At 66.4% G+C, this 20,803-nt stretch carries 13 protein-coding genes; 4 read left to right on the top strand and 9 right to left on the bottom strand.

Annotated elements, in window-relative coordinates; genetic code table 11:
- Nucleotides 1-222 precede the first annotated feature (222 nt).
- Entirely contained in the window at nucleotides 223-927 is a 705-nt protein-coding gene (locus tag VSR34_RS02950; RefSeq protein ID WP_342961824.1) for a DapH/DapD/GlmU-related protein, read from the top strand.
- 78 nt (nucleotides 928-1,005) lie between these two features.
- Here VSR34_RS02950 and VSR34_RS02945 read toward each other — a convergent pair whose 3' ends face one another.
- The 3 genes from VSR34_RS02945 to VSR34_RS02935 all read right to left on the bottom strand — a co-directional run bounded on the left by VSR34_RS02945 (nucleotide 1,006) and on the right by VSR34_RS02935 (nucleotide 5,178).
- Nucleotides 1,006-2,118 carry a polysaccharide biosynthesis/export family protein gene (locus tag VSR34_RS02945; RefSeq protein WP_238327589.1) on the bottom strand — a complete coding sequence of 371 codons (1,113 nt, stop codon included), beginning with the start codon at nucleotides 2,116-2,118 and terminating at the stop codon, nucleotides 1,006-1,008.
- A gap of 412 nt (nucleotides 2,119-2,530) precedes the next feature.
- On the bottom strand, nucleotides 2,531-3,784 hold the full coding sequence (locus VSR34_RS02940) for a glycosyltransferase (RefSeq protein ID WP_028209487.1): 1,254 nt from the start codon (nucleotides 3,782-3,784) through the stop codon (nucleotides 2,531-2,533).
- A complete protein-coding gene (locus tag VSR34_RS02935) occupies nucleotides 3,781-5,178 on the bottom strand; it encodes a hypothetical protein (protein ID WP_051390690.1) in 1,398 nt (465 codons plus the stop codon). The genes VSR34_RS02940 and VSR34_RS02935 overlap by 4 nt, the downstream gene beginning before the upstream one ends.
- Before the next feature lie 315 nt (nucleotides 5,179-5,493).
- Between VSR34_RS02935 and VSR34_RS02930 the strand changes: the two genes are divergently transcribed.
- Nucleotides 5,494-6,657, top strand: coding sequence for an acyltransferase (locus tag VSR34_RS02930; protein WP_342961823.1), 1,164 nt, complete (start codon nucleotides 5,494-5,496; stop codon nucleotides 6,655-6,657).
- Nucleotides 6,658-6,750: 93 nt separating this feature from the next.
- Here the strand turns inward: VSR34_RS02930 and VSR34_RS02925 are convergent, their stop codons facing one another.
- The gene (locus VSR34_RS02925; RefSeq protein WP_342961822.1) at nucleotides 6,751-8,055 is read right to left on the bottom strand and encodes a glycosyltransferase; all 1,305 of its coding nucleotides are present in this window, start codon (nucleotides 8,053-8,055) and stop codon (nucleotides 6,751-6,753) included.
- Between the two features lie 459 nt (nucleotides 8,056-8,514).
- Here VSR34_RS02925 and VSR34_RS02920 point away from each other — a divergent pair, with 459 nt between their 5' ends.
- On the top strand, nucleotides 8,515-9,762 hold the full coding sequence (locus VSR34_RS02920) for an oligosaccharide flippase family protein (protein WP_028230123.1): 1,248 nt from the start codon (nucleotides 8,515-8,517) through the stop codon (nucleotides 9,760-9,762).
- Between the two features lie 45 nt (nucleotides 9,763-9,807).
- Here VSR34_RS02920 and VSR34_RS02915 read toward each other — a convergent pair whose 3' ends face one another.
- The gene (locus VSR34_RS02915; RefSeq protein ID WP_154671140.1) at nucleotides 9,808-10,995 is read right to left on the bottom strand and encodes a glycosyltransferase family 4 protein; all 1,188 of its coding nucleotides are present in this window, start codon (nucleotides 10,993-10,995) and stop codon (nucleotides 9,808-9,810) included.
- A 397-nt stretch (nucleotides 10,996-11,392) separates the two neighbouring features.
- Between VSR34_RS02915 and VSR34_RS02910 the strand changes: the two genes are divergently transcribed.
- Nucleotides 11,393-12,331: a glycosyltransferase family 2 protein gene (locus VSR34_RS02910; protein ID WP_342961821.1), complete on the top strand. Its 939-nt coding sequence runs from the start codon at nucleotides 11,393-11,395 to the stop codon at nucleotides 12,329-12,331.
- 63 nt (nucleotides 12,332-12,394) lie between these two features.
- Here the strand turns inward: VSR34_RS02910 and aroG are convergent, their stop codons facing one another.
- The 4 genes from aroG to VSR34_RS02890 form a co-directional block, all read right to left on the bottom strand.
- Complete coding sequence (aroG, locus tag VSR34_RS02905; protein ID WP_028209492.1) at nucleotides 12,395-13,468, bottom strand: 3-deoxy-7-phosphoheptulonate synthase AroG; 1,074 nt, start codon at nucleotides 13,466-13,468, stop codon at nucleotides 12,395-12,397.
- Between the two features lie 437 nt (nucleotides 13,469-13,905).
- On the bottom strand, nucleotides 13,906-15,372 hold the full coding sequence (gene tldD / locus VSR34_RS02900; protein ID WP_028209493.1) for a metalloprotease TldD: 1,467 nt from the start codon (nucleotides 15,370-15,372) through the stop codon (nucleotides 13,906-13,908).
- Between the two features lie 124 nt (nucleotides 15,373-15,496).
- Entirely contained in the window at nucleotides 15,497-16,324 is an 828-nt protein-coding gene (locus tag VSR34_RS02895) for a carbon-nitrogen hydrolase family protein (protein WP_028230126.1), read from the bottom strand.
- Between the two features lie 86 nt (nucleotides 16,325-16,410).
- Nucleotides 16,411-20,751, bottom strand: coding sequence for an AsmA-like C-terminal region-containing protein (locus VSR34_RS02890; protein WP_342961820.1), 4,341 nt, complete (start codon nucleotides 20,749-20,751; stop codon nucleotides 16,411-16,413).
- Nucleotides 20,752-20,803 lie beyond the last annotated feature (52 nt).

Raw genomic sequence — 20,803 nt, 5'->3', positions numbered from 1 at the left:
CGAACGGTGCGGCGCCATGCCTTCATGTTGCCGACACCGCGTCGCGCCGCTGCGCCAAAACCCCTGCCGCGTCGGCCACGCACGCGAGGCGGCGGGGCGGCCGCCCGATAATGAAACGGTCGATGCGACCCGGCGTGCGGGCTCGCGATCGCATAACAGGCAGGACGACCAGGACAAGCAGAACAGTCAACGGAAACCGGCCCGGACGGGCAAGGAGCGTTCATGGCTCAAACGTTCGAAGGTATCGGGCGCCTCGGCGCGAACGGGCGGCGCAACGAGGCCGGCGAGGCGCCGCCGGCAGGCGCCGCTCCACCGGAGCCGACCCAGCCACCGCAGGCCGCTCGGCCCGCGGGCGCGGACATCCGCGTGATCGATTTGAGCCGGGCGGGCAAGGGCAACTACGTGGGGCGCCGCGGCAAGCTCGTACAGGCCGTGTGGTACGTGCTGGAGACCTGTGTGCTCGACAACCGTCTGTTGCCGCTTTCGGCGTTGCGCGTGGGGCTGCTGCGCCTCTTCGGCGCGAAAGTGGGCGAGGGCTGCCGGCTCGTGCACCCCATGCGCGTGAAGGCGCCATGGAATCTCGAACTGGGCGACAACTGCTGGATCGGCGTGGACGTATGGATCTACAACCAGGCGCCCATCCGCATCGGCTCGAACGTCTGTATTTCGCAGGGCGCGTTTCTCAGCGCCGGCTCGCACGACCTGCGCACGAACATGGACCTGCACGTGGTCCCGATCGTGATCGAGGACGGCGTCTGGATCTCATCGAAATGCGTCGTGCAGATGGGCGTCACGATCGGACGCTCGGCCGTGGTTACGCCGCTCTCGGTCGTGCACCGCTCGCTCGAAGCGGGCGGCGTGTATGGCGGCAATCCGTGCCGCTTCCTGCGCTGGCGCTTCGAGGAGAGCGCGCCAGGCAAGTCATGACGGTGGATCAGGCCGGCTCGATCGCGATGTGAGCAGGCCAGAAGGCCTGCCCACACGAACCACGAGCAACAGTACCGGTTAGTACCCGTATCCGACCATCCGGCCCGCGGCGGCTGCCTGCGTGCTCGGCAGTATCAGGCTGACCACGCGGCTCCACTTCACGAGCGCCGATGCATCGACGAACACGACATCGTTCGGCTTCAGTTCGAACTCGTCGGCCGTGGCCATCGCCTCGGGCGTCGAAGCGTTGAGGTGATAGACCGTTCGGTGTCCTTCCTTCTGCCCGCGGACCACGTAGACCTGTGAAGCGTCGCCGGACGACTGGCTGATGCCGCCCGCGTTGCCGAGTGCGTCGTTCAGCGAGAGATGCCCGTTGTCGAACGGCAGCGGCCCCGGGTGCCCGACTTCGCCTAGCACGAACACCCGGCTTTCGTTCGCCGAATACACCCGCACGAGGTCGCCGTTCTGCAGCAGGATCTTGTCCGGGTTCATGCCTTTCTTGATCATGTCGGGAATGTTCACCATGATCGTCTTGTCGCCGCGCGTCACGCTAACGCGCGAACGGTCGCCCGCCGCCGTAAAGCCCCCCGCGCGATTGATCGCCTCGGGCAGCGACATCGTCATGTCGTTGAGCACCATGAGCCCGGGCGTGCGTACTTCGCCGTCCACATACACGCGCCGGCTCCGGTACGACTCGATGCGCAGCGTCACCTGCGGTTTGTTCAGGTAGTAGGCGAGCTTCTTCGACACCAGGTCGCGGGCTTGCATCTCGGTGAGCCCCGCCACGTGGATCGGACCTACGTAGGCCACCTGGATCGCGCCCGTCGAGTCGACGGTGTAGCCCGACTGCACCTGGCTGGCGCTCTGGTCCTGCGAGCTACTGCTTCCACCGCTGCCGTTCGTCGGCAGATTCATCTCGGGATGGTCCCACACGACGATGCTCAGCACGTCTCCGGGCGCGAGCGTGTAGGGCTTGGGCGTGCCGAACAGTGTCTCGACGTCGGCCGGGATGGCTGTCGGCCTCGCCGCAGCCTCCTTCGCGACCAGTTCGTTATTGATCTCGACGAGCGCGCCCGGCGGTGGTTGATCGCCCTTGCCGCCCGTGCGCGCGGCATCTGTGGCAGCCTTGGCCTCGGTGACGCTCGAAGGCGCCGTCATGCCCGGCGACAAGCCGCAGCCTGAAAGCGCCATGGCCGACACCAGCGCCGCGAACGCGGCCCATGCACGGCGTGCCGCTGCGCGGCGCAAACCGGGCGCCTTGCTGCATGCTTCGCGCCACGCGCGCACCCTTGAGAGTCCATCGTCCGCGCGCTGCTTCGCGGTTGCGTCGGCGGCCTCCCCGCCGGAACAAACAGCTGTGTTGTGCAACATAGTCTTGCCCCCTTCCTCACAGGATTCGCACATCGCCACGAAAGCGCAACGCGGGCTCATTGTTCGATTGTTCGATTCGCGCCGACTCGAGTTCGGTTCGCGTCCGGTTCGTTATCTACGTTCAAGCTGCGTTGCCTCGTCACCCCTGCCAATCCCTACCGTTTTCACTCTCTCATTCAATTGCCGAGCCCGCCGCCCGCCGCCCGCCGCGTTTCGTCGCGGCCTGCAGCGTTCAGTTCTGTGCCGGCGCTGTCTGTTCCGCCTGCTCCCCGGGCACGCCGTGCGCCATGGCGCTCATCGGAGTCCCGGCGCGAAATCGCGCGGCGGCCTGCGCTGACGGCGCTTCCTGCAACAAGGCGAGCAGGGAGCGCATCATGCCGTCCATCGCGAAGCGCGCGTCGAATGTGCGCCGCGCCTGCGAGCGCATGGCGCCGCGCGCGCGCTCGTCCAGCGCGCGCCAGGCCGCGAAGAGCCGTTGCGTGCCCGCGATCGTATCGGGCGCGACGAAGCCCGCGTGATCCGCCTCGACCTCACGCCACACGCCCACCTTGTCGGAGATCAGCACCGGCAGCCCGCACGCCAGCGCTTCGGCCACCGAAACGCCGAAGTTCTCCTGATGCGAGGGCAGCACGAACACATCGCTCGCGTAAAACGCGCCCCACTTGAGGCTGCCCTGCAGCATGCCCGGCCAGCTGATGCGATGCGCGATGCCGTGCGATTGCGCGATCGTCTGCAGCGCGGGCTGCCAGTTGCTCGCGTCCGGCCCCGCGATCACGAGATGCGCGTCCGGCACCTCGCGCGCGTGCTCGGCGAACGCGTGAACCAGCATGTCGCAGCCTTTTTTCGGGTGCAGGCGCCCGAGGAACAGCACGATGCGCTTGTTCTGCAGATGCGGCGACGCTTGCAGGAAGGCTTCGCGCAACGCGTACGGATCCTCGCGCGGCGCATTGGTGCCGAACGGCACGACCCGCTCGTTGGCGCGATAGAGCCAGAACGATTCGCGCGCGAGCAGGCGTTCTTCGTCGGTGGTGAAGATGACGGCCGCGGCGTCGCGCAGCACGCGATAGTCGCCCCACGGCCAGTACGCCCATTTCTTCAGATGCTTGAGCGGGTAAGTCGATTTGAACCACGGGTCGAGCATGCCGTGCGTGTACACGTAGTACGGCACCTGTGCGCGGCGCAGCGCGCGCCATGCGCCGAAGCCGTGGTATTGCCAGAGCCCGTGCACGATCGCGGCGTCGAAGCGTCCGGCATTCGCGCGCAGCCACGGCACGTAGCCGGGGCAGTACGCATAGTGCCCGCGACCCGGGCCGAGCGCGTGCAGCGCCAACGGAAATTCGCGCACGTACGGTGCGTCGATCGGGTCGAGCGATGCCACCTCGATCTGATGCCCGAGCGCCGTCATCGCGAGGCCGCTCTGACGCACGCCCTCGATGGGTCCGCCCGAACGCGGGTCTACGGTGGGTACGAGGTGCAGGATTCTCATCGGGGCTCCGGGGTCGCGTAGGCATTGAGCGGCACCGGCGCCGCCGCGGGCGCCGTGGGTTGGAAGGCGGGATCGTGACGGTACCAGGGCTGCAGGCGCTGGCGTTTGCGCACGAGGTCGATCCGGTAATGAAGCTGTGAGTGCAGCGCGACGATGACACCGAGCGCAAGGCCATAGACGAGGCCCGAAAAACGCGTTCCGAGCGGATTGCCGCCGATCGACGCGCCCGGCAGCGCGGCGAGCACGAGGATCGACATGCTGAGCGGCATCAGCAGCGGATGGCGCGGCGCAATGCGTCGCCATCGTCTGAATGCGCAGCCCGCGACGATGAGCGCGACGATCACCGCGAGCGGCAGGCACGCACCGAACAGGAGGCCTTCCGCGTACAGCTGGTACACCCAGAAGTTGTGGCCGGCTACCCAGTCGTTGGTGTTGAAGTAATCGTCCTTGCTGAACGTCTGGTTCACGTACTGAAAGTAAATCGGCGAGTAGCGGTAGACGTGGCCATAGCCCATGCCGAACAACAGCGTTGTCTTCGAACCGGTGACCTGATCGTACTGATCGCGCATCTCCGCGATACGCGTGACCGTTGTCGGGTCGCGGTCGGATTCCGAGTTCTGCGCGGCGGTGACGCGCTGGGTCCAGTGCTGGGTGATGGACGGGAAGAGCCACGCCGTGCCCACGCCCAGCGCCACGACGAAAGAAAGCGCCACGCCGGCCCGGAAGAACGACTTGATCAGATGGCTCATCGAGGGCGAAGCGAGCCACGCGGCGAACATGGCCAGCAGCACGGTGGCGATCAGCAGGCTGCGCGTGACGCTCAGCAGTTCGACCACGAGCGTGGCGAGGAACACGAGCACCATGGTCGGCTTGAAGCGCCGCGCGACGATGAATTCATTGAACACCATGGCCTGCAGCGCGAGCATCGTTGGCGAGACAATGCGAAACCGGATATCGGACAGCGGTCCGCCCACCGCGAGCAGGCCGAATACGAACGTGAACCCGAGGCAGAGCACATTCGCGTAATAGAGCGCGCGCTGCATCTGCATGATGCGGATCGGGTGCCACGGGCGGCACATGGCTGCATAGCCGAGCGCGAACAGCAGGAAGGGCAGCATCACGCGCAGGTAGTTGCCAAGCGGATTGTGCCGCAGCATCTGCGCGATCACGCTGCCGACCAGGCTCAGCACGAGCGCGCGCGTGACGAACGTGCGCAGCCGCGAGGCGCGCGCGAAGCGCGGGCCGATCATCGCGAGGATGGCGGCGCCTGCCAGGGCCGGAACGACGACCAGCCATTGTGCACTGTGGCCGAACTGGGAGTCGGGCGCCTTGTAGTCGAAAGCGAGAGGCACGAGGCACAACCAGATCCACAGGACAGCATGTTTATTCCGCATCGGCATTCCTCCCGGTGCGCTGCTTGGGGTCGCATGCGATGTGCAACGCTAGAGCACGCTGCATGCGAAGGCTCGATTCAATATAAAACGCCGCAAGCGGCCTGCGTATGGCGGTGGCGGGAAGCGGCAGGGTTGTGGCGGCAGGAAAAATATTCTGATTCCGGGTGTGGTGTGCCCCACACCGCTGGCCGAGAAGGGCGGGAACTTGGCGCACGGTGCACGAGCGCTGTGCGCATGATGGGGCCCGCAGCAGTAACTTTTTCATTTGTCTGCCTTGCGGAAGAATCGGGCATGGACCCAGCGAGGAAAAGCGCCATGAAGCGACTACGCGAAGCGGTATCGTCGACGCCGGGGCGTTCCGTCGAACTCGACTTCGTGCGCGGACTCGCGATCTTTGTCGTGATGGGTTATCACTTCCATACGGTGAGCACGGGCCATGCCTGGATCCGCATGCTCGAATTTCCGCTGAAAAGCTTCGGCCATGAAGGCGTGAATCTCTTCTTCACGCTGAGCGGCTTTCTTGTTGGCGGGCTGCTGTTGCGCCAGTACGCGCAATCGGGGCACATCGGCGCGCGCCGCTTCATCGTGCGGCGGATCTTCAAGATCTGGCCTGCCTACTACGTGCTGATTTTCTTTCACGCGCTGGTGGGCCGTCATCCGCGCGATACGTTCCTCTGGCAGAACCTCACGCACATGCAGAACTACTTCGGCACCTCCATTGCGCAAACGTGGAGCCTCGCCGTCGAAGAGCACTTCTATCTGTTCCTGCCCGCGCTGCTGATCCTGCTCTCGCACTTCCGGCTGCGCGCCAATGCGCTGATCGCGGTGATGGCCGGCCTTTGCGTGATCGTGCTCGGCGCGCGTTGCGTCGCGGTTTCGAAGGGGGATCTCGCAGGCGCGTTCAACTATACGCAGTACCGCATGGACAGCCTGCTCGTCGGCGTCATTCTCGCGACCATTTACTGGATGAAGCCCGAAGTCTGGCGCAGGCTGGTCGCGAGCAAGCGCTGGCTCATTGGCGCTGTGGGGCTGCTGCTCGCCTGGCTCGTGTTCGCGACGCCCCACATCGCGCTCGACGAAAGCATTGGCTACACGCTCCAGGCCATCGGTTTCGGCGCCCTCATCATGCTCGTGCTCGAGCATTCCGGCAGTCTGCGCTCGACGTGGGTGTATCGCGGTCTGGCGTGGCTCGGCGTGTACTCGTATGGCATCTACCTGTGGCATTCGCTGGCGCTCGCGCCCGGCGACTATCTGATCCACAAGGCGAGCGCCCTCGGCGTGCCGCCGCTCGCCGCCTGGCCCGTCGTGATCGTCGCGCAGTTCGCCATTGCTTCGGCACTCGGCTATCTCACGACGCGCGCCGTCGAATTTCCGTTCCTGCGTTTGCGCGACGCGATGTTCCCCGACACGCGCGGGGCGATTGCTCCGGCGCGCAGCGAGACTTCCGCAGTGGAGGGCAAGGTCGAAGGCATTGCCTGAGTCTGCCGTCGCACGGTTCGCGCAGTTCCATTCGGCGTGCTGAATTCTCCGTGCCCGTTTCCATGCGGGGAACAGGGCGCGGATCGACGGCGCTCAGGTCATGGCGGCTTGCAGCGTCCGCTTGAACTGGTCGAGCGTGTTGCGCGAAAGGAAGTGATCGGTTCCGGGCCGCGCGGCTGACTCGCCGTCGGCCCAGCGCGCGGCGAGCGCATGGAGCGCGCGCACGATCGTGGCGGGCTCGAGGTCGTCGAGCAGCGGCCCGAGTGCGCCGTCACGGCAATACCAGCCGATCAGGCCGTCTGCGCTCGCCACCACGGGCTTGCCGAAGCGGTACGCCTGCACGAGCACGCCGCTCATGCCGTAGTGCTGCTTGTAGCCGATCCACACGGCGTCGCAAGCGGAAAAAAGATCGCGCTCACGCTCCTCGGAGATGAACTCGTTGAAGATCCCCGGCGCAGGCGTGAGCTGCGGTGCGTGCGCGTTGATGAACGCGCGTGTCTCGTCGTCCTGCTGGCCGGCGATGACGAGGCACGGCATGTCGTGCCTGTGCGCGAGCGCGAGCATCAGTTCGCGAATGCCCTTGCGTTCACCGATCTGGCCGTAGACGAGCAGATAGCGCATATTCGCGTCGAGTTTCAGGCGCTCGCGCGCGACGTTCGGATCGATGCCCCCGATTTCGGGAAACGGGTCGGCAATATAGTTCAGGGGTGCGGCGCGCTCGGGGCGCGTGCTGGCGAACCAGTCGGGCAGCGTCGGGTCGATCGTGAGCAGCACGCGCAGCCCGCGCGCGCGCATGGCGCGGCGAAACAGCAGCCTCTTCGCCACGTCGATCACGGGACGGCGCGGCGTGCGCAAGCCGATACTCGCGTGATGGAACGTCATGCCCATCACAATGGCGATCCAGGGTGTCTCGCCGAACGGCGAATCGAGCCCCGCGAGCGTGTAAAAGAAGTAGTCAGCGAAGGGCGCCACCACGAGCCGCACGTGCATTTGCTGATTGAGCTGCCGCAACGCGCGCGCGTAGAAGTTGCGAAAGCGCATGTACACGTTCGCGACGAAATGCGGGCCAAACGCAACGGTGTGCAGGTCGAGCAGAACGAGGCGCACATCAGGCCGCGCTTCGCGCACGATGCGCTGCGCGGCTGGATGGCTCGCGTATTCCGTATCGGTGACGACGACACATCGATGCCCCGCTTCCACGCACGCCTGTGCGATCCACTCGACGTAACGCCAGCGGTGGCCGGTGAAGTTCGGTTCGATGATCGCGATCCACGCGTCGCCCGTCGACGGGTGGACCACGTGGGGCTCGGAACTCATGAGCGCGTCGGCGTCGATAACGGACGGACCGGCCGCGTCGGGCGCGTCACGGTCGGCATTGCGATATCTGGCGATCGACACGTTTTCCATATTGGAGCCCCGATGAACTTTGTTGTGAACAAAATAGCAGTGCTGCGCAAGCCGCATGCGCCAGTTTGGAGGGGCACCTGGCCGAAAATGCCTGGGTGATGCGCATTGGGTGCGGGTTCGCCCATTGCTGGCGCAAAAGGGAGCCCCGATGGAGGGATGGGTGTCGCGCGGATGGAGGCGCCATGGATGGTCCGCGGCACGGATGGCCGTCCCACGGATGGCCGCGGCACGGATGGCCGGCCCACGGATGCCCGCCGCGCGGTTAGCCGCCCCGTCCGAATCCGCCTGGCTGATGGCGCGCCGTGCGCGCCGCGCCGGGGTAACGTCCAGAACGCGTGTCGAAAACGCGTTCTCAAACATGCTGGTCCCCGCACCCGGTCGCGCGGTTGTCCGGACCCTTCGGGCGCGGGTAGCGACGTCCCGATTCCGGACCGATACTGGAGATCCATTTTGCGTGTGATGCGGCTGTCTGCATGGCCGGTGAAGGCGGGTTTCGGACCGGGTGCCGCGACCTGGGTGCTGCTGCAGCAGGTCGTCGTCCGCGGCCTCGTGGCCGTCAAGTTCCTCGTGATCGGGCGCATTCTCGGACCCTCCGCAATCGGTCTGGCAAGCGTCGCGCTACTGGCGGTCGCGATTGCCGAAGCGCTTTCGGATACCGGGCTCGCGCAAGCGGTGATCCAGGGCCAGGCGCCGCCCACGCGCGCCGAAGCGGGTGCCGTCTGGACCACGCTCGCCTCGCGCGGCCTGCTGATCGCCTTGCTGCTCGTCGCGAGCGCGCCGCTCATGGACGCGCAGTTCCATCTGGGCGGCGCCATCGGGCTCGTGCAACTGGCCGCGCTCCTGCCGCTGTTGCGAGGGCTCGCATCGCCCGCGTACTTCATCTCGCAGCGCGAGCGCCATTTCCAGCATATTGCGGCCATTGAAATATCCTCTGCTTGCATCGACTGCGGGCTCGGCGTCGCGCTCGCGCTCGCGGGTGCGGGGCCCTATTCACTGCTGCTCGGCATGATGATCGGCGAGACGTTCAAGAGCATCGTCACCTGGGTCGCGCTTTCGCCGCGTCCGCCTATCCGGCTGCGCTGGTCGGGCATCGGCCATTACGTGGGCTTCAGCCGCTGGATCTGGGCGAGCAGCGTGATCATCCTCATCACTAATCAGTTCGACAAGGTGGTGGTCGGCAAGCTGCTCGGGCCGACGCAGCTCGGCGCCTGGCAGATGTCCTCGAAGCTCGCCCAAATGCTGCTGGCCGACGCCGCGATCGCCATGTCGCAGTATCTGTTCCCCACCTTCGCCGCGCATCACCGCGGGGGCCCGCAATCGGCCGCGCGTCTTTTCCGGCTCTATCTCCTGGTCGCCGCGGCGGGACTCGCGTGCGTCGTGATCGCGTTGCGTTTCGCCGCCGAGCCGCTCTTCTCGTTCGTGCTGGGCGCCGCGTGGCTGCCGGCCGTGCCGCTCTTTCGCATCTTCGTGATCAATATGGCGATCAGCGCGCTGAACTCGGTGCTGGCTTCGTATCTGCGCGCGGTTGGCGACGCGCGAGCCGTCACTCTCGCGTCGCTGCTCCAGGTCATTGCGCTGGTGCTGTGCGTGCCGCCTGCGCTGCACCTGTGGAGCGTGACCGGCGTTGCCTGGTCGATGACCTTTGGCCTGGCCTCGTGTGCGGCATGGATGCTCTATCGCGTATCGCGGCAGAAGTAGGAGGCCCGTGCGTTCGAGCGAATCGAACCGGACACTTCGAACGGCTCAGGCGCGCAAGGTGGCTTCGACGATTTCGGCGAGCTGGTGCCCGAGCGTCGGCGAGTTGAGCTGGCAGTACACCGCGTGCGCGGCGGCCGCTGCCGCGCGCATGTCGTTGGGCGGCATCGCCCAGATACGCCGCAGCGTTGCGGCGAGCGCAGCAGGGCCGCCGTCGCGGCCAAAGAAGAAGCCCGTGCGGCCGTCTTCGACATAGCCGGGCTCCGGGCCCATGTGCAGCGGCAGGCGGTCGTGCACGATGGGCGGCAGGCTCAGCGCGAACATGTGCACGACGCTCAAGCCCGCCGAGCCCGGATAGCAGCCCACGCGGCAGCGCAGGCTGATCGTCGCGATGGCATCGTCGTCGAATACGGCGCCGTACCAGACCACGTAGCTCCGATCGCTGTATTTGCGCTTGAGGCGCTCGCCATATTCGCCGTCCCCGATCACGTGCAGCGTGATGTCGCTGCCTTCGTCGTGCAACTGGCCGACCACGTCGACGAGCGGTTCGATCTCCGATCCTTCGCGCAGCCTGCCGATGAAGAGGATGCCGTTTTCGGCGCCGGTCTTGGCAGCGGGCTCGACGCTGGAGGTGACCTTGAGCGAATTGTTCGCGACGAGGAGTTTCGCCTGCGGGCAACCGATATCGACGAGCGAGCGCCGCGAGGCCTCGGTGTAGCAGACGTAGCGCACGGCGAGCGCGACCGCGAGCCGGTAGCAGATCGTGCGCATGAGTCCCGCGGACTTGTGGCGGTACAGCCCCTGGCCGTGGATCAGCACGGGCACGTGCATGACACGCCCGGCGAGAAGCGCGAGCCAGAGCGAGAGATAGCGGACGTCTGCGAAGATCAGGACGGCATCGGGCCGCTCGAGGACGAGGCGGGAGAGCACGCGGCTTTGCACGCGAATGCGCCGCGAGGGGAGGCCCGCGATGCGCGTTTCGACGAACTCGTCGCAATCGGGCTTCTCGCGCGAAAAGCCGTTGGCCTCGACGCCTTTGGAGCACGCGAACACCTTCACGGAAAAAAGGCGGTTGAGCGACTCGATGACTTCAATGCGATAGCGTGCGATCAACGGCTGCACGTAGAAAACGACAGGTCGCCTGGACAGCAAGCCACTTTCGGCTTCGCGAACCGTTGCGCATGAAGTGGCGATTTCCTCGTCCACTGCCTGGCCCTGACGTGTCGACGTACTCATGTCGAGGAGGATTTTCCGGTTGGTCGGTTATGCGGTCATATTTTCGGTAATTTATAAAAGTTGTAGACGAGCATCGGCAAAACAGGAATCCGAAAATTACTATGGAATAAATATGACCGGTCGCCAGGCTCTATAGGTGATGCGTAATCGGTAAATGCACGATAACAGCGCGAACGCGGCCGGGAAATTCACGTAAAAAAGGCGCAATAGCCGCCTCGTAAAATGCGCGGCAGATTCCGCGATAATTCACGCAAGCCGCTTCCCTGGTTCGCAAACGGTTGAAATCAGCCGATGAATAGATCCTTTCGGACAACTTGACGTGTACCGGAGGGAAGCGCACAGACACCGTGCTAACCTCGGAACGAGTCCAGGCGACCACCGGAGTGCGGAGAAACCCATGACGACGCGCGCAACCGATGATCTCCCGTCTTCCATGGCGGAAAGTAGCAGTGCGGTGGCGCCCATGCGCGTCGCGGTGGTGATCGCGACGAAGGGGCGGCCAGAGGCGACCGCATGGGTCGTCCGTCTGCTCGCGCGGCAAACGGCGCGTCCGGATCAGGTCGTTCTCTCGGCGACCTGCGCGGACGACATTGGCCCGTACGACAGCAACGGTCTGCGCGTGGACGAAATCATCGGCATAGCGGGTTCGAGCGTGCAGCGAAACCGCGCGCTGGATGCGCTCGCACCCGATATGGACGTGGTGATTTTCCTCGACGACGACTTCGCGCCCGAGCGGCACTGGATCGAACTCTGCGTGCAATTGTTCGAGAGCGATCCGTCGCTCGTGGGCTTTTCGGGCCGCACACTGCGAGACGGCGCGAATACGCAGCCGCTGTCGTGGGAAGAAGCGGTCGCGCTCCTGGACGGCGCGCAAGGGGATGTGTTGCGGCGTCCGCCGCTGCGGCCGTGCGTGGAGCTGTACGGCTGCAACATGGCGTGCCGCGCGCAGGCCATCGCCGATCTGCGCTTCGACGAGCGCCTCGTGCTGTATGGCTGGCTGGAGGACAAGGACTTTTCGCGGCGCCTCGCGCGCCGTGGCGGCCTCGTTTACTGCGACTATTTGCTGGGCGTCCACCTCGGCTTGCGCGGCGGGCGCGTTTCCGGTCGGCGCTTTGGGTATTCGCAGGTGGTGAACGCCATGTACCTGTGCAACAAGGGCGTGATGTCCCGTAAGGAGGCGGCCGGGAACATCCTGCGCGCGCTGAGCATGAACTGCGTGAAGTCGGTGCGCCCGGAGGCGCATCTCGACCGGCGCGGACGTCTGATCGGCAATGTGATCGGCATTGCCGACCTGTGCATTGGCGCCGTGCGGCCCGAGCGCGCAGCGCGACTCTAAATCATCGCGCGGCGCCACGCCTTCCGACGCAGCATCATCGCGCCGCACGCAGAACGAAAACGCTCAGTTTCCCGAACCACGCGCAATGCGGCGTTGCTTGACGGCTTCGGCGAGCCCTTCGAGCACGCCCACGCTTTCGTCCCAGCCGATGCAAGCGTCGGTGATGCTCTGGCCATAGGTCAGCTCGCAGCCTTCCTTCAGGTCCTGACGGCCCGCCACCAGGTGCGACTCGACCATCACACCGACGATGCGCTCGTCGCCCGCTGCGACCTGACGGCCGATATCGGCGCAAACGGGAATCTGGTTCTCGTGCTTTTTCGAGCTGTTCGCGTGGCTCGCGTCGATCATGAGGCGCGCGGCGAGGCCGGCCTTGCCGATGTCGGTGCACGCGGCGTTCACGCTTTCCGCGTCGTAGTTCGGCGTTTTGCCGCCGCGCAGAATCACATGGCAGTCCTCATTGCCCGCGGTCGAGACGATGGCGGAATGGCCGCCCTTCGTGACCGAGAGGAAATGATGCGGCTGCGACGCGGCCTTGATGGCGTCCACGGCGATTTTTACGTTGCCGTCCGTGCCGTTCTTGAAGCCGACCGGGCACGACAGTCCCGAAGCCAGTTCGCGATGTACCTGCGATTCCGTTGTGCGCGCACCGATTGCCCCCCACGAGATCAGGTCGGCGATGTACTGCGGGCTGATCATGTCGAGGTATTCGGTGCCGGCCGGCAGGCCCAGTTCGTTGATGGAGACGAGCAGCTCGCGCGCGGTGCGCAGGCCGTCGTTGATCTTGAAGCTGTTGTCGAGGAACGGGTCGTTGATGAGGCCCTTCCAGCCCACGGTCGTGCGCGGCTTCTCGAAGTACACGCGCATCACGATCTCGAGTTCGTTCTTGAAGCGATTGCGTTGCTCGACGAGCTTCTTCGCGTAGTCGATCGCGGCCTTGGTGTCGTGAATCGAGCACGGCCCGATGACGACGATCAGGCGGTCATCCATGCCGTGGAGGATGCGGTGCATGGCGCGGCGCGATTCGAAGATCAGCGTCGATACGTCTTCCGAGCAGGGGAATTCGCGGATCAGGTGAGCGGGCGGCGTGAGTTCCTTGAGTTCGCGAATGCGGACATCGTCGGTATTGTGCGGGGGCATGGTCGTTTTCTCCTGATCCTGTGCGTAGCGTGCGTCGCGTGGACGGTGCTTCAAAAATCGTTAGATGAAGGTGCGGCTCTTGGGCTTTACGAAACGGGGACGAAAAAAAACCGCCAGGCTTGGCTGGCGGTTTCTCGTGTGTTCGGGGTCCTGCGCGTACTATCAACCCTCTCGATCCGCCAGCGGTCTGAGATACCAAAAGAAGTAAAAATAAAACTTCGTGGCGAACATGGCGGTTTGGGTCGGAACGTTCGTGAGTTCGTTTCGTTACGTCGAAAAGGGTGATTGCCTTTATAACCCGCGCTTCTCGTGACTGGCAAGCGGGAGAGGGCGAAAAAGCGGCATAACCGCGGCACACACCACTTCCATGCAGGAAAACCGCATGGGGATGCGGAATTTCCGCACTCCCATGCATCCAGCGAGAAGTCGCCTGCCGTTCAGACCGTGCCGCCCACCGTCATGCGGTCGATGCGCAACGTGGGCTGGCCCACGCCCACCGGCACGCTCTGGCCCTCCTTGCCGCACACGCCCACGCCCGAGTCGAGGCGCATGTCGTTGCCGATCATGCTCACGTACTTGAGCGATTCCGGTCCGCTGCCGATGAGCGTCGCGCCCTTCACGGGGTAGCTGATCTTGCCGTCCTCGATCATGTAGGCCTCGGAGGCCGAGAACACGAACTTGCCGTTCGTGATGTCCACCTGGCCGCCGCCGAAGTTCACGGCGTACAGGCCGTTCTTCACCGAGCCGATGATCTCCTGCGGATCCTTGTCGCCGTTGAGCATGTACGTGTTGGTCATGCGCGGCATGGGCAGCGCTGCATACGACTCGCGGCGCGCGTTGCCCGTCACGGGCATTTTCATGAGGCGCGCGTTGAGCGAGTCCTGGATATAGCCCTTGAGGATGCCGTCCTCGATCAGCGTCGTGCACTGCGTGGGGTTGCCTTCGTCGTCGATGTTGAGCGACCCGCGGCGGTTGGGCAGCGTGCCGTCGTCCACCACGGTCACGCCCTTCGCGGCCACCCGCTCGCCGATGCGCCCCGCGAACGCCGAGGAACCCTTGCGGTTGAAGTCGCCTTCGAGGCCGTGGCCGATCGCCTCGTGCAGCAGGACGCCGGGCCAGCCCGGGCCGAGCACGACCGTCATCGCGCCGGCCGGCGCGGGGCGCGCTTCGAGGTTCACGAGCGCGGCGTGCACGGCGTCGTCCACGTACTTAGAGAGGATGTCGTCGGTGAAATAGCCGTAGTCGTAGCGGCCGCCGCCGCCGCCGTTGCCGATTTCGCGGCGGCCGTTCTGCTCGGCGATCACCGTGACGGAAACGCGCACGAGCGGGCGGATGTCGGCGGCGAGCGCGCCGTCGCTGCGGGCGACCAGCACCACGTCGTACTCGCCTGCGAGCGCGGCCATGACTTGCGTGATGCGGGGGTCGCGCGCGCGCGCCATCTGCTCGACGCGCTCGAGCAGCTTCACCTTTTCGGTCGCGTCGAGCGAGCTCAACGGATCGGAGGGCAGGTACAGATCGCGGCCCGCAATGCCGGTGAGCGATTTCGCCACCTGGATCTTCTGCTTGCCGCCGCCGGCTTTCGCGATCGAGCGCGTGGCGATGGCCGCCTGGCGGATCGCTTCGGGCGAGAGGTCGTCGGAGTAGGCGAAGGCAGTGCGCTCGCCGGAGACGGCGCGCACGCCGACACCCTGGTCGATGCTGAAGCTGCCCGACTTGACGATGCCCTCTTCGAGGCTCCAGGCCTCGCTGCGCGTGGTCTGGAAGTAGAGGTCGGCGTAGTCGACGCGATGCGTGAAGATCTCGCCGAGCGTGCGCGTGAGCACTGCCTCGTCGAGGCCGTAGGGCGTGAGGAGCAGGTCCTTGGCGGTCGCCAGGTTGCGAATGCCGGGTTCGATGATGTTCATGCGCTCAGTGGGATCAGTGGATCAATCGATGAGTCTGTGAATCAGGATTCGGGCGCGGTGCAGCGAAATCGAGCGCCCCAATCGTCGTAATCGTCATGGTGAAGTGGCGTTGCGGGGCGCGCTTTCAAGCGCAGTCGAGCACGCGGTGCCGCCACGCGGGCAGGCTCGCGCGCACGGCGGCGATGCGTTCGGGGTCGATGTCGCCCGCCACCACGCCCGCGCCTTCGTCGCGAACGGCGACGATCTCGCCCCACGGGTCGACCAGCATGGTGTGGCCCCAGGTGCGTCGGCCGTTCTCGTGCGTGCCGCCTTGCGCCGCGGCGAGCACATAGCACTGGTTCTCGATCGCGCGGGCGCGCAGCAGGATCTGCCAGTGCGCGCGGCCGGTCGTGTACGTGAACGCCGAAGGCACGACCATCAGCGCACAGTCGCCCATACGCCGGTACAGCTCGGGAAAGCGCAGATCGTAGCAGACCGACAGGCCCACGCGGCCAAACGGGGCTTCGAAGGTGCGCACCTCGGCGCCGGGCCGGATCGTGCGCGCTTCGTCGAAGGATTCGGCGCCTTTTTCGAAGTTGAAGAGATGGATCTTGTCGTAGCGCGCGCGTTCTTCGCCGCTCGGATCGAACACGAGCGTGGTGTTGAGCACGCGCGTCGCTTCCGGTGCATTCAGCGGCAATGTGCCGCCGATCACCCACACGCCATGGCGTTTCGCCGCATCGGCCAGAAAGCGTTGAATGGGCCCGTCGCCATGCGGCTCGCAAATCGCGAGCTTGTCGCTGTCCTTGTGACCCATGAAGCAGAAATATTCGGGCAGTAACACGAGGCGCGCGCCACCGGCTGCGGCCTCGGCGATCAGTTTTTCCGCTTCGGCGAGATTACGTTCGCGATCGGGGGTGCTGACCATCTGCAGCGCGGCGACGCGAAACGGCTCATGGGGGGCAGTGCTCATCGGCAGATCTTGAACGGGTTCGGGGAGCGGGGCGCAACGTGCGTGCCCGCACCGGGGGCGCACGCCGTCGGCAAACATTGCGCCTTTCAGTGCGCGGTGGCCGGCGCCTGCGCGTTCATCTTACCCTGATCGCCGTGCAGCCGCTCGACGTGCGGTTTGGACCAGGGGCCCGTGATCGCGAAGTCCATCGCGAAGGCGTGTTCGAGCGTGTGAGAAAGGACAATGTCGCCGACCAGCGCGCCGAGGCCGAGGAACGGATTGATGATCGCCGCCGCGATCACGCCTGCGCCCGCGCTGACCGTGGGCACCACACGCACGCGCAGATCCTGGGTCTCGTGCGCGAGGTCGACGCTGCCCGTCATCGTTGCCCGTCCGGGTGCGGTCACGAGCTTGAAGTCGCTCGTGCTGCCGATGCCGCTCTGGATCTGCGCGGTGGCCGTCGCGCTGGTGAAGGGCAGGCCCGTGCCGATGATGTCGCGGAAGTCCGTCGTCGCGAAGCGCGCGAGGCTTTGCAGGCTGAGCACGCCGAGCAGCCTCGCCACGCCCGGATCGACCTTGAGGATCTGGCCGTGGTGGAGGTCGAGCGCGAGGTTGCCGTTCAGCGACGGGACGTCGATGCGAGTCGGGCCGCCTTGCCACGCCAGGGTGCCCGCGAGCGTGCCCGAGCCGCCCTTGAGCACGTGCGGCCTGCCCGCGCGCTCGAGCAGCGCGCCGGCGTCCTTGATGTCGAGATGGAAGTCGAGGTCGGTGCGGCGCGGCGTCTGCATGCCGGCGGCGGCCGAGTCCTCGCTCGCGCCGGTGTCGCCCACCGCGCGCCAGCTTTCCGTGGCCGTAAGGTGCGCGTCCGGGTTGCTGATGTCGAGCTGGTCGAGCCGCCACACCGGCACGCCGTTGTCGTCGTCGTTGTGCGCGTTCACCTGGAGGCGGCCCAGGTCGTGATCGCGCACGATGAGCTGGTTCACGACGAGGTCGATCGACGGCATGTTCTGCAAGGGCTGCGACATCGCCTGGCCGAGCAGGTCGTTTTCGGTGGCGGCGGGCACGGTGAGGCGCGCGAGCCGTGCTTCGAGCGTGCCAGGCGCGCCCGGCACATCGCCCGGCTTCCACGAGACATGGCCCGAGACCTGGTTGGAGGCGACGTTCGCCTGCCATTCGTTGCCGCGCTCGCCCGTGCGCGACGCGCCGAGGACGACGTTCTCCCAGTGGCGCTTGAGCAGCGTGAGCGTGCCGACGTGGACGGCGAAGCGCGAGGGCAGGAACTGGCCGATCGCGCCGTTGGGCGCCAGCGGGGACGAGGCGGCGGCCGCCGCGCTGGCGGCGTCGGTCGTGACCGGGGACTGAGGCTCGGTTGTCCGTGCCTGGGTGCCGGTTGTCGCCGCCGCGCGTGCCGGCGCCACGGTTTGGCCCGCGGTCCCGCGCATCTGCTGGACCACGGCGCGCCACGCGTCGGCGTCGAAGGCCGGGAGATCGACGGCTGCCGCCACGCCTTCCGAGGGCAGATCCGCCGGCCGGTTCATGCCGATCGCGCCGCGCAGCACCTCGGGCACGTGGCCCGGATGGCGGCGCATCACATAATGCGCGGCGAGCGGCCCGAGCGTGAGCTCGGCATGCTGGAACGCGGCGGCATCTGCACCACTTTTTGCGGCGTCGCCGGTGCCCGGCTGCAGTTCGAAACTGAGCGGCATCGGCGTGCCGGCCGCCTTGCCGAACGGCGCCGGCAGGTCGAGCGCGAGGCCGGTGAGATCGGCGTTGGCCTTCACGTCGGGCAGGTGGCCGCGCTGGCCCGCGACCGAAAGCGAGTAGGGTGCCGCGCCCGAGAAGCGCCCGAGCGCGGCCGCCGCCATGCCATGGAGGTTCAGTCCGCGCGCGGCATCGACGGCCACGTTGCCCGCCACGTTCACCGCATAGCGCCCGTCCTCGCGCAGGCCGCCGCTCGCGCGCAGGTCGCCGCCCAGGAACCGTGCCGTGAGCCGCTCGACATTGGCGCTGTGGTTCGTGAAGCGCACCTGGCCGGTGAGGTTGGACACCGGCGGCACGTTCCTCGCGGTCAGCGTGTTGTTCTCGAAGCCGACGGCGCCCGCCACCAGCACCTTCGGCATCGGATGGCGCGGAATCGTGAGCTTGAGCGCGAGCGTGGCCGGGCCCTGCGCCTGCACTTTCGCGGTGGCGTGCTTCGACATATAGCCGATCGAACTGTTGTCCGCGTAATCGAGCAGATCCGCGAGCGGCCCGCGCCCGCTGCCTTCGATCACGATGTCGGAGCCCTTGATGCCCAGCTCCTCGATGCGCCCGCTCACGTTGCGCAGCACGAAGTTGCGGTAGTGCCCGCGATCGACGTCGAAGCGCAGCTTGTTCTCGTGAAGCTTGAACACGCCGTCGATGCCGTCGAACGCGGGCCAGACGTTTGGCGCGCCGTTGCGCATCCTGCGCGGCGGGAACGGCGACGGGTCGAAGCGGCCGCCAGTGAACGGCGCGACGATGCGGAACTGGCCCGCTTGCGGGTCGCGCGAGTACGGGAACCTGGTCAGGTCGCCGTGGACCTCGATCGTCGCGCCCTTCGACAGGCCAGCTTGCAGGCCGTGGCCGAGATAGATGCGCGTCTTCTCGGAGAGGCTGGTGGGCAGATAGCGGGGGACGGCCTTGACCTGGGCTTCGTCGAAGTGCGCGACGAGGTCGAGCGAGCCGCGTCCCTTGCCGGGGTTCGTGTAGTGCGCGGTCATTTTCGCGCGCGCGTCGGCGTTCTCCACGCCGAGCCCGGAGACGTCGACGGTGAACGCCTTCATCCTGTTGCCGGGCACGCGCGCGGCGGCCACGGTCCACTTGGCCGCGCCGTACAGCCGGTCGAACGTGAGACGCGGGTTGTCGAACACGCCCGGGACGGTGATGGCCGCGTTGGCCGTGTCGAGGTCGATCGTGCCGTGCGACTCGTCGGAATCGATGTGCCCCCAGAGGTTCTCGAAGCCCGGCAGGCCCGCGCGCGGATGGCCGCGCGGCGTGAGGCCAGGCCCCGGCTCCTGCGCGTTCACGCTGATGCCTTGCAGGTCGCCCTTGAAGCGATAGTGGATGACCGGCTCGACGCCCGTGACGCGCTGCTCGGCGGCGGCCTCGCCCGATTCGGGCTGCGCGCGTTCGAGGCCCAGCTCGTAGTTCGCCACCAGCCCGCGCGGGTCGAAGCGCACGAGCGCGCCCTGCACGCGCCCCGGCAGGGGCAGCGCGCGCATGAACTGCGCGAGGATACCCAGATCGATGCGGTCGCCCTGCACGGTGATCAACTGACCGTGCTGGAGCGATTGCTGGCGAAAACGTGCATCGAGCGTCGCGAGTGCGAGCGAGCGGAAGAGCGGCGTACCGTCGTCGAGCGGCGGCTGGCCGAGCTCGGCGTGGAAGTCGCGCAGCGCGAGCGTGTAATCGCCGGGCTCGATGCCCGTGCTCCAGTGGAAGCTCGCGACCGGCACGTCGAGCAGCGGCTGCGTGGGGCGCACGCGCAGCGAAACGTTTGCCCCTTCGAGCGCGCCGCTCGCCGTGAGGATGCGTCCGTTCGCGAAGTGCGCCCAGATCGCGTTGTCGATACGCCCGGCATATGTGGCGATCGGGAAGTCGATGTAGCGCGCTAGCGTGGGCAGATCGACCGGGCCGGTCGAGAGGTAGGTGTCGCCGCTCCAGCCGATCGGCTTGCCGGCCTGCGTGGAATGCGCGTGCGTGAAGTGCGCGCGAAAGTCGAGCGGGCCGTGCAGCACGGTGCCCTCGGCGGGCGCCTGGAGCGCGATGCGGTGATCGTAGCCGTCGTTGAGGATCGCGAGGCGGATGTGCGAGAGCGCGAGATCGGGCGCGTCGCGCGTGGCGTCGCGCCAGCGCAGCGTGCCACCGCGCAGCACGATGGCTTCCTGGCGCATGAGCCAGGTCGTGAAGGTGGCGTTGCCCGTGTGCGCGGTGGGCACCGGCACGCCGGCGACGGTCAGCGTGCCGTCGTCCTCGCGGGCGAGCTGCACGTCGGGCTGTTCGACCACGATGCTCGAAAGCAGCGGCTCGAGCAGCACGACCGAGCGCCACGAAACGGAGGCCGTAGCGTGCGGCACATTGAGCGCGATCTTGCCGTGGCGGTCGCGGATCGTCAGATCGGTGATGTCGATGCCGGGCTCGAAGCCCGACCAGTGCGGCGCGAGCTTGCCGATGCGAAAGTCGGCGTGGATCTTCGTGGAAACGAGTTGCTCGATGCGCGGACGGATGTTGTCCACGCGCGGCAGCACGACGTAGCGCAATCCGAGCAGCAGCACGCCGACGACGAAATACAGGACAAGCGCGATGACCGCCAGCACGTGGAACGTGTGGCGCAGAACCGGATGATGATGGTGCTGGCCCCCCGGCTCTGTAGCCTGGCTGGCATGTCCAGATCGAGGCGGGCCGGCGGGATCGTTTCGCTCGGACATGCTGCGGCGGGTGGGGTATGGTAGCGTTGCGTTCTAACGACGAAATGTATCA

This window comes from Paraburkholderia sp. JHI2823, from assembly GCF_038900695.1.
GTDB classification, from domain to species: Bacteria; Pseudomonadota; Gammaproteobacteria; order Burkholderiales; family Burkholderiaceae; genus Paraburkholderia; species Paraburkholderia mimosarum.
This window is presented reverse-complemented; position numbering and strand designations above follow the sequence as displayed.

What these genes read in the sequence shown, in the direction of transcription:
- VSR34_RS02950 (WP_342961824.1), top strand. Translation starts at nt 223, where the DNA reads ATGGCTCAAACGTTCGAAGGTATCGGGCGCCTCGGCGCGAACGGGCGG.
- VSR34_RS02945 (WP_238327589.1), bottom strand. Translation starts at nt 2,118, where the DNA reads ATGGCGCTTTCAGGCTGCGGCTTGTCGCCGGGCATGACGGCGCCTTCG.
- VSR34_RS02940 (WP_028209487.1), bottom strand. Translation starts at nt 3,784, where the DNA reads ATGAGAATCCTGCACCTCGTACCCACCGTAGACCCGCGTTCGGGCGGA.
- VSR34_RS02935 (WP_051390690.1), bottom strand. Translation starts at nt 5,178, where the DNA reads ATGCGGAATAAACATGCTGTCCTGTGGATCTGGTTGTGCCTCGTGCCT.
- VSR34_RS02930 (WP_342961823.1), top strand. Translation starts at nt 5,494, where the DNA reads ATGAAGCGACTACGCGAAGCGGTATCGTCGACGCCGGGGCGTTCCGTC.
- VSR34_RS02915 (WP_154671140.1), bottom strand. Translation starts at nt 10,995, where the DNA reads ATGAGTACGTCGACACGTCAGGGCCAGGCAGTGGACGAGGAAATCGCC.
- VSR34_RS02910 (WP_342961821.1), top strand. Translation starts at nt 11,393, where the DNA reads ATGACGACGCGCGCAACCGATGATCTCCCGTCTTCCATGGCGGAAAGT.
- aroG (WP_028209492.1), bottom strand. Translation starts at nt 13,468, where the DNA reads ATGCCCCCGCACAATACCGACGATGTCCGCATTCGCGAACTCAAGGAA.
- tldD (WP_028209493.1), bottom strand. Translation starts at nt 15,372, where the DNA reads ATGAACATCATCGAACCCGGCATTCGCAACCTGGCGACCGCCAAGGAC.
- VSR34_RS02895 (WP_028230126.1), bottom strand. Translation starts at nt 16,324, where the DNA reads ATGAGCACTGCCCCCCATGAGCCGTTTCGCGTCGCCGCGCTGCAGATG.
- VSR34_RS02890 (WP_342961820.1), bottom strand. Translation starts at nt 20,751, where the DNA reads ATGTCCGAGCGAAACGATCCCGCCGGCCCGCCTCGATCTGGACATGCC.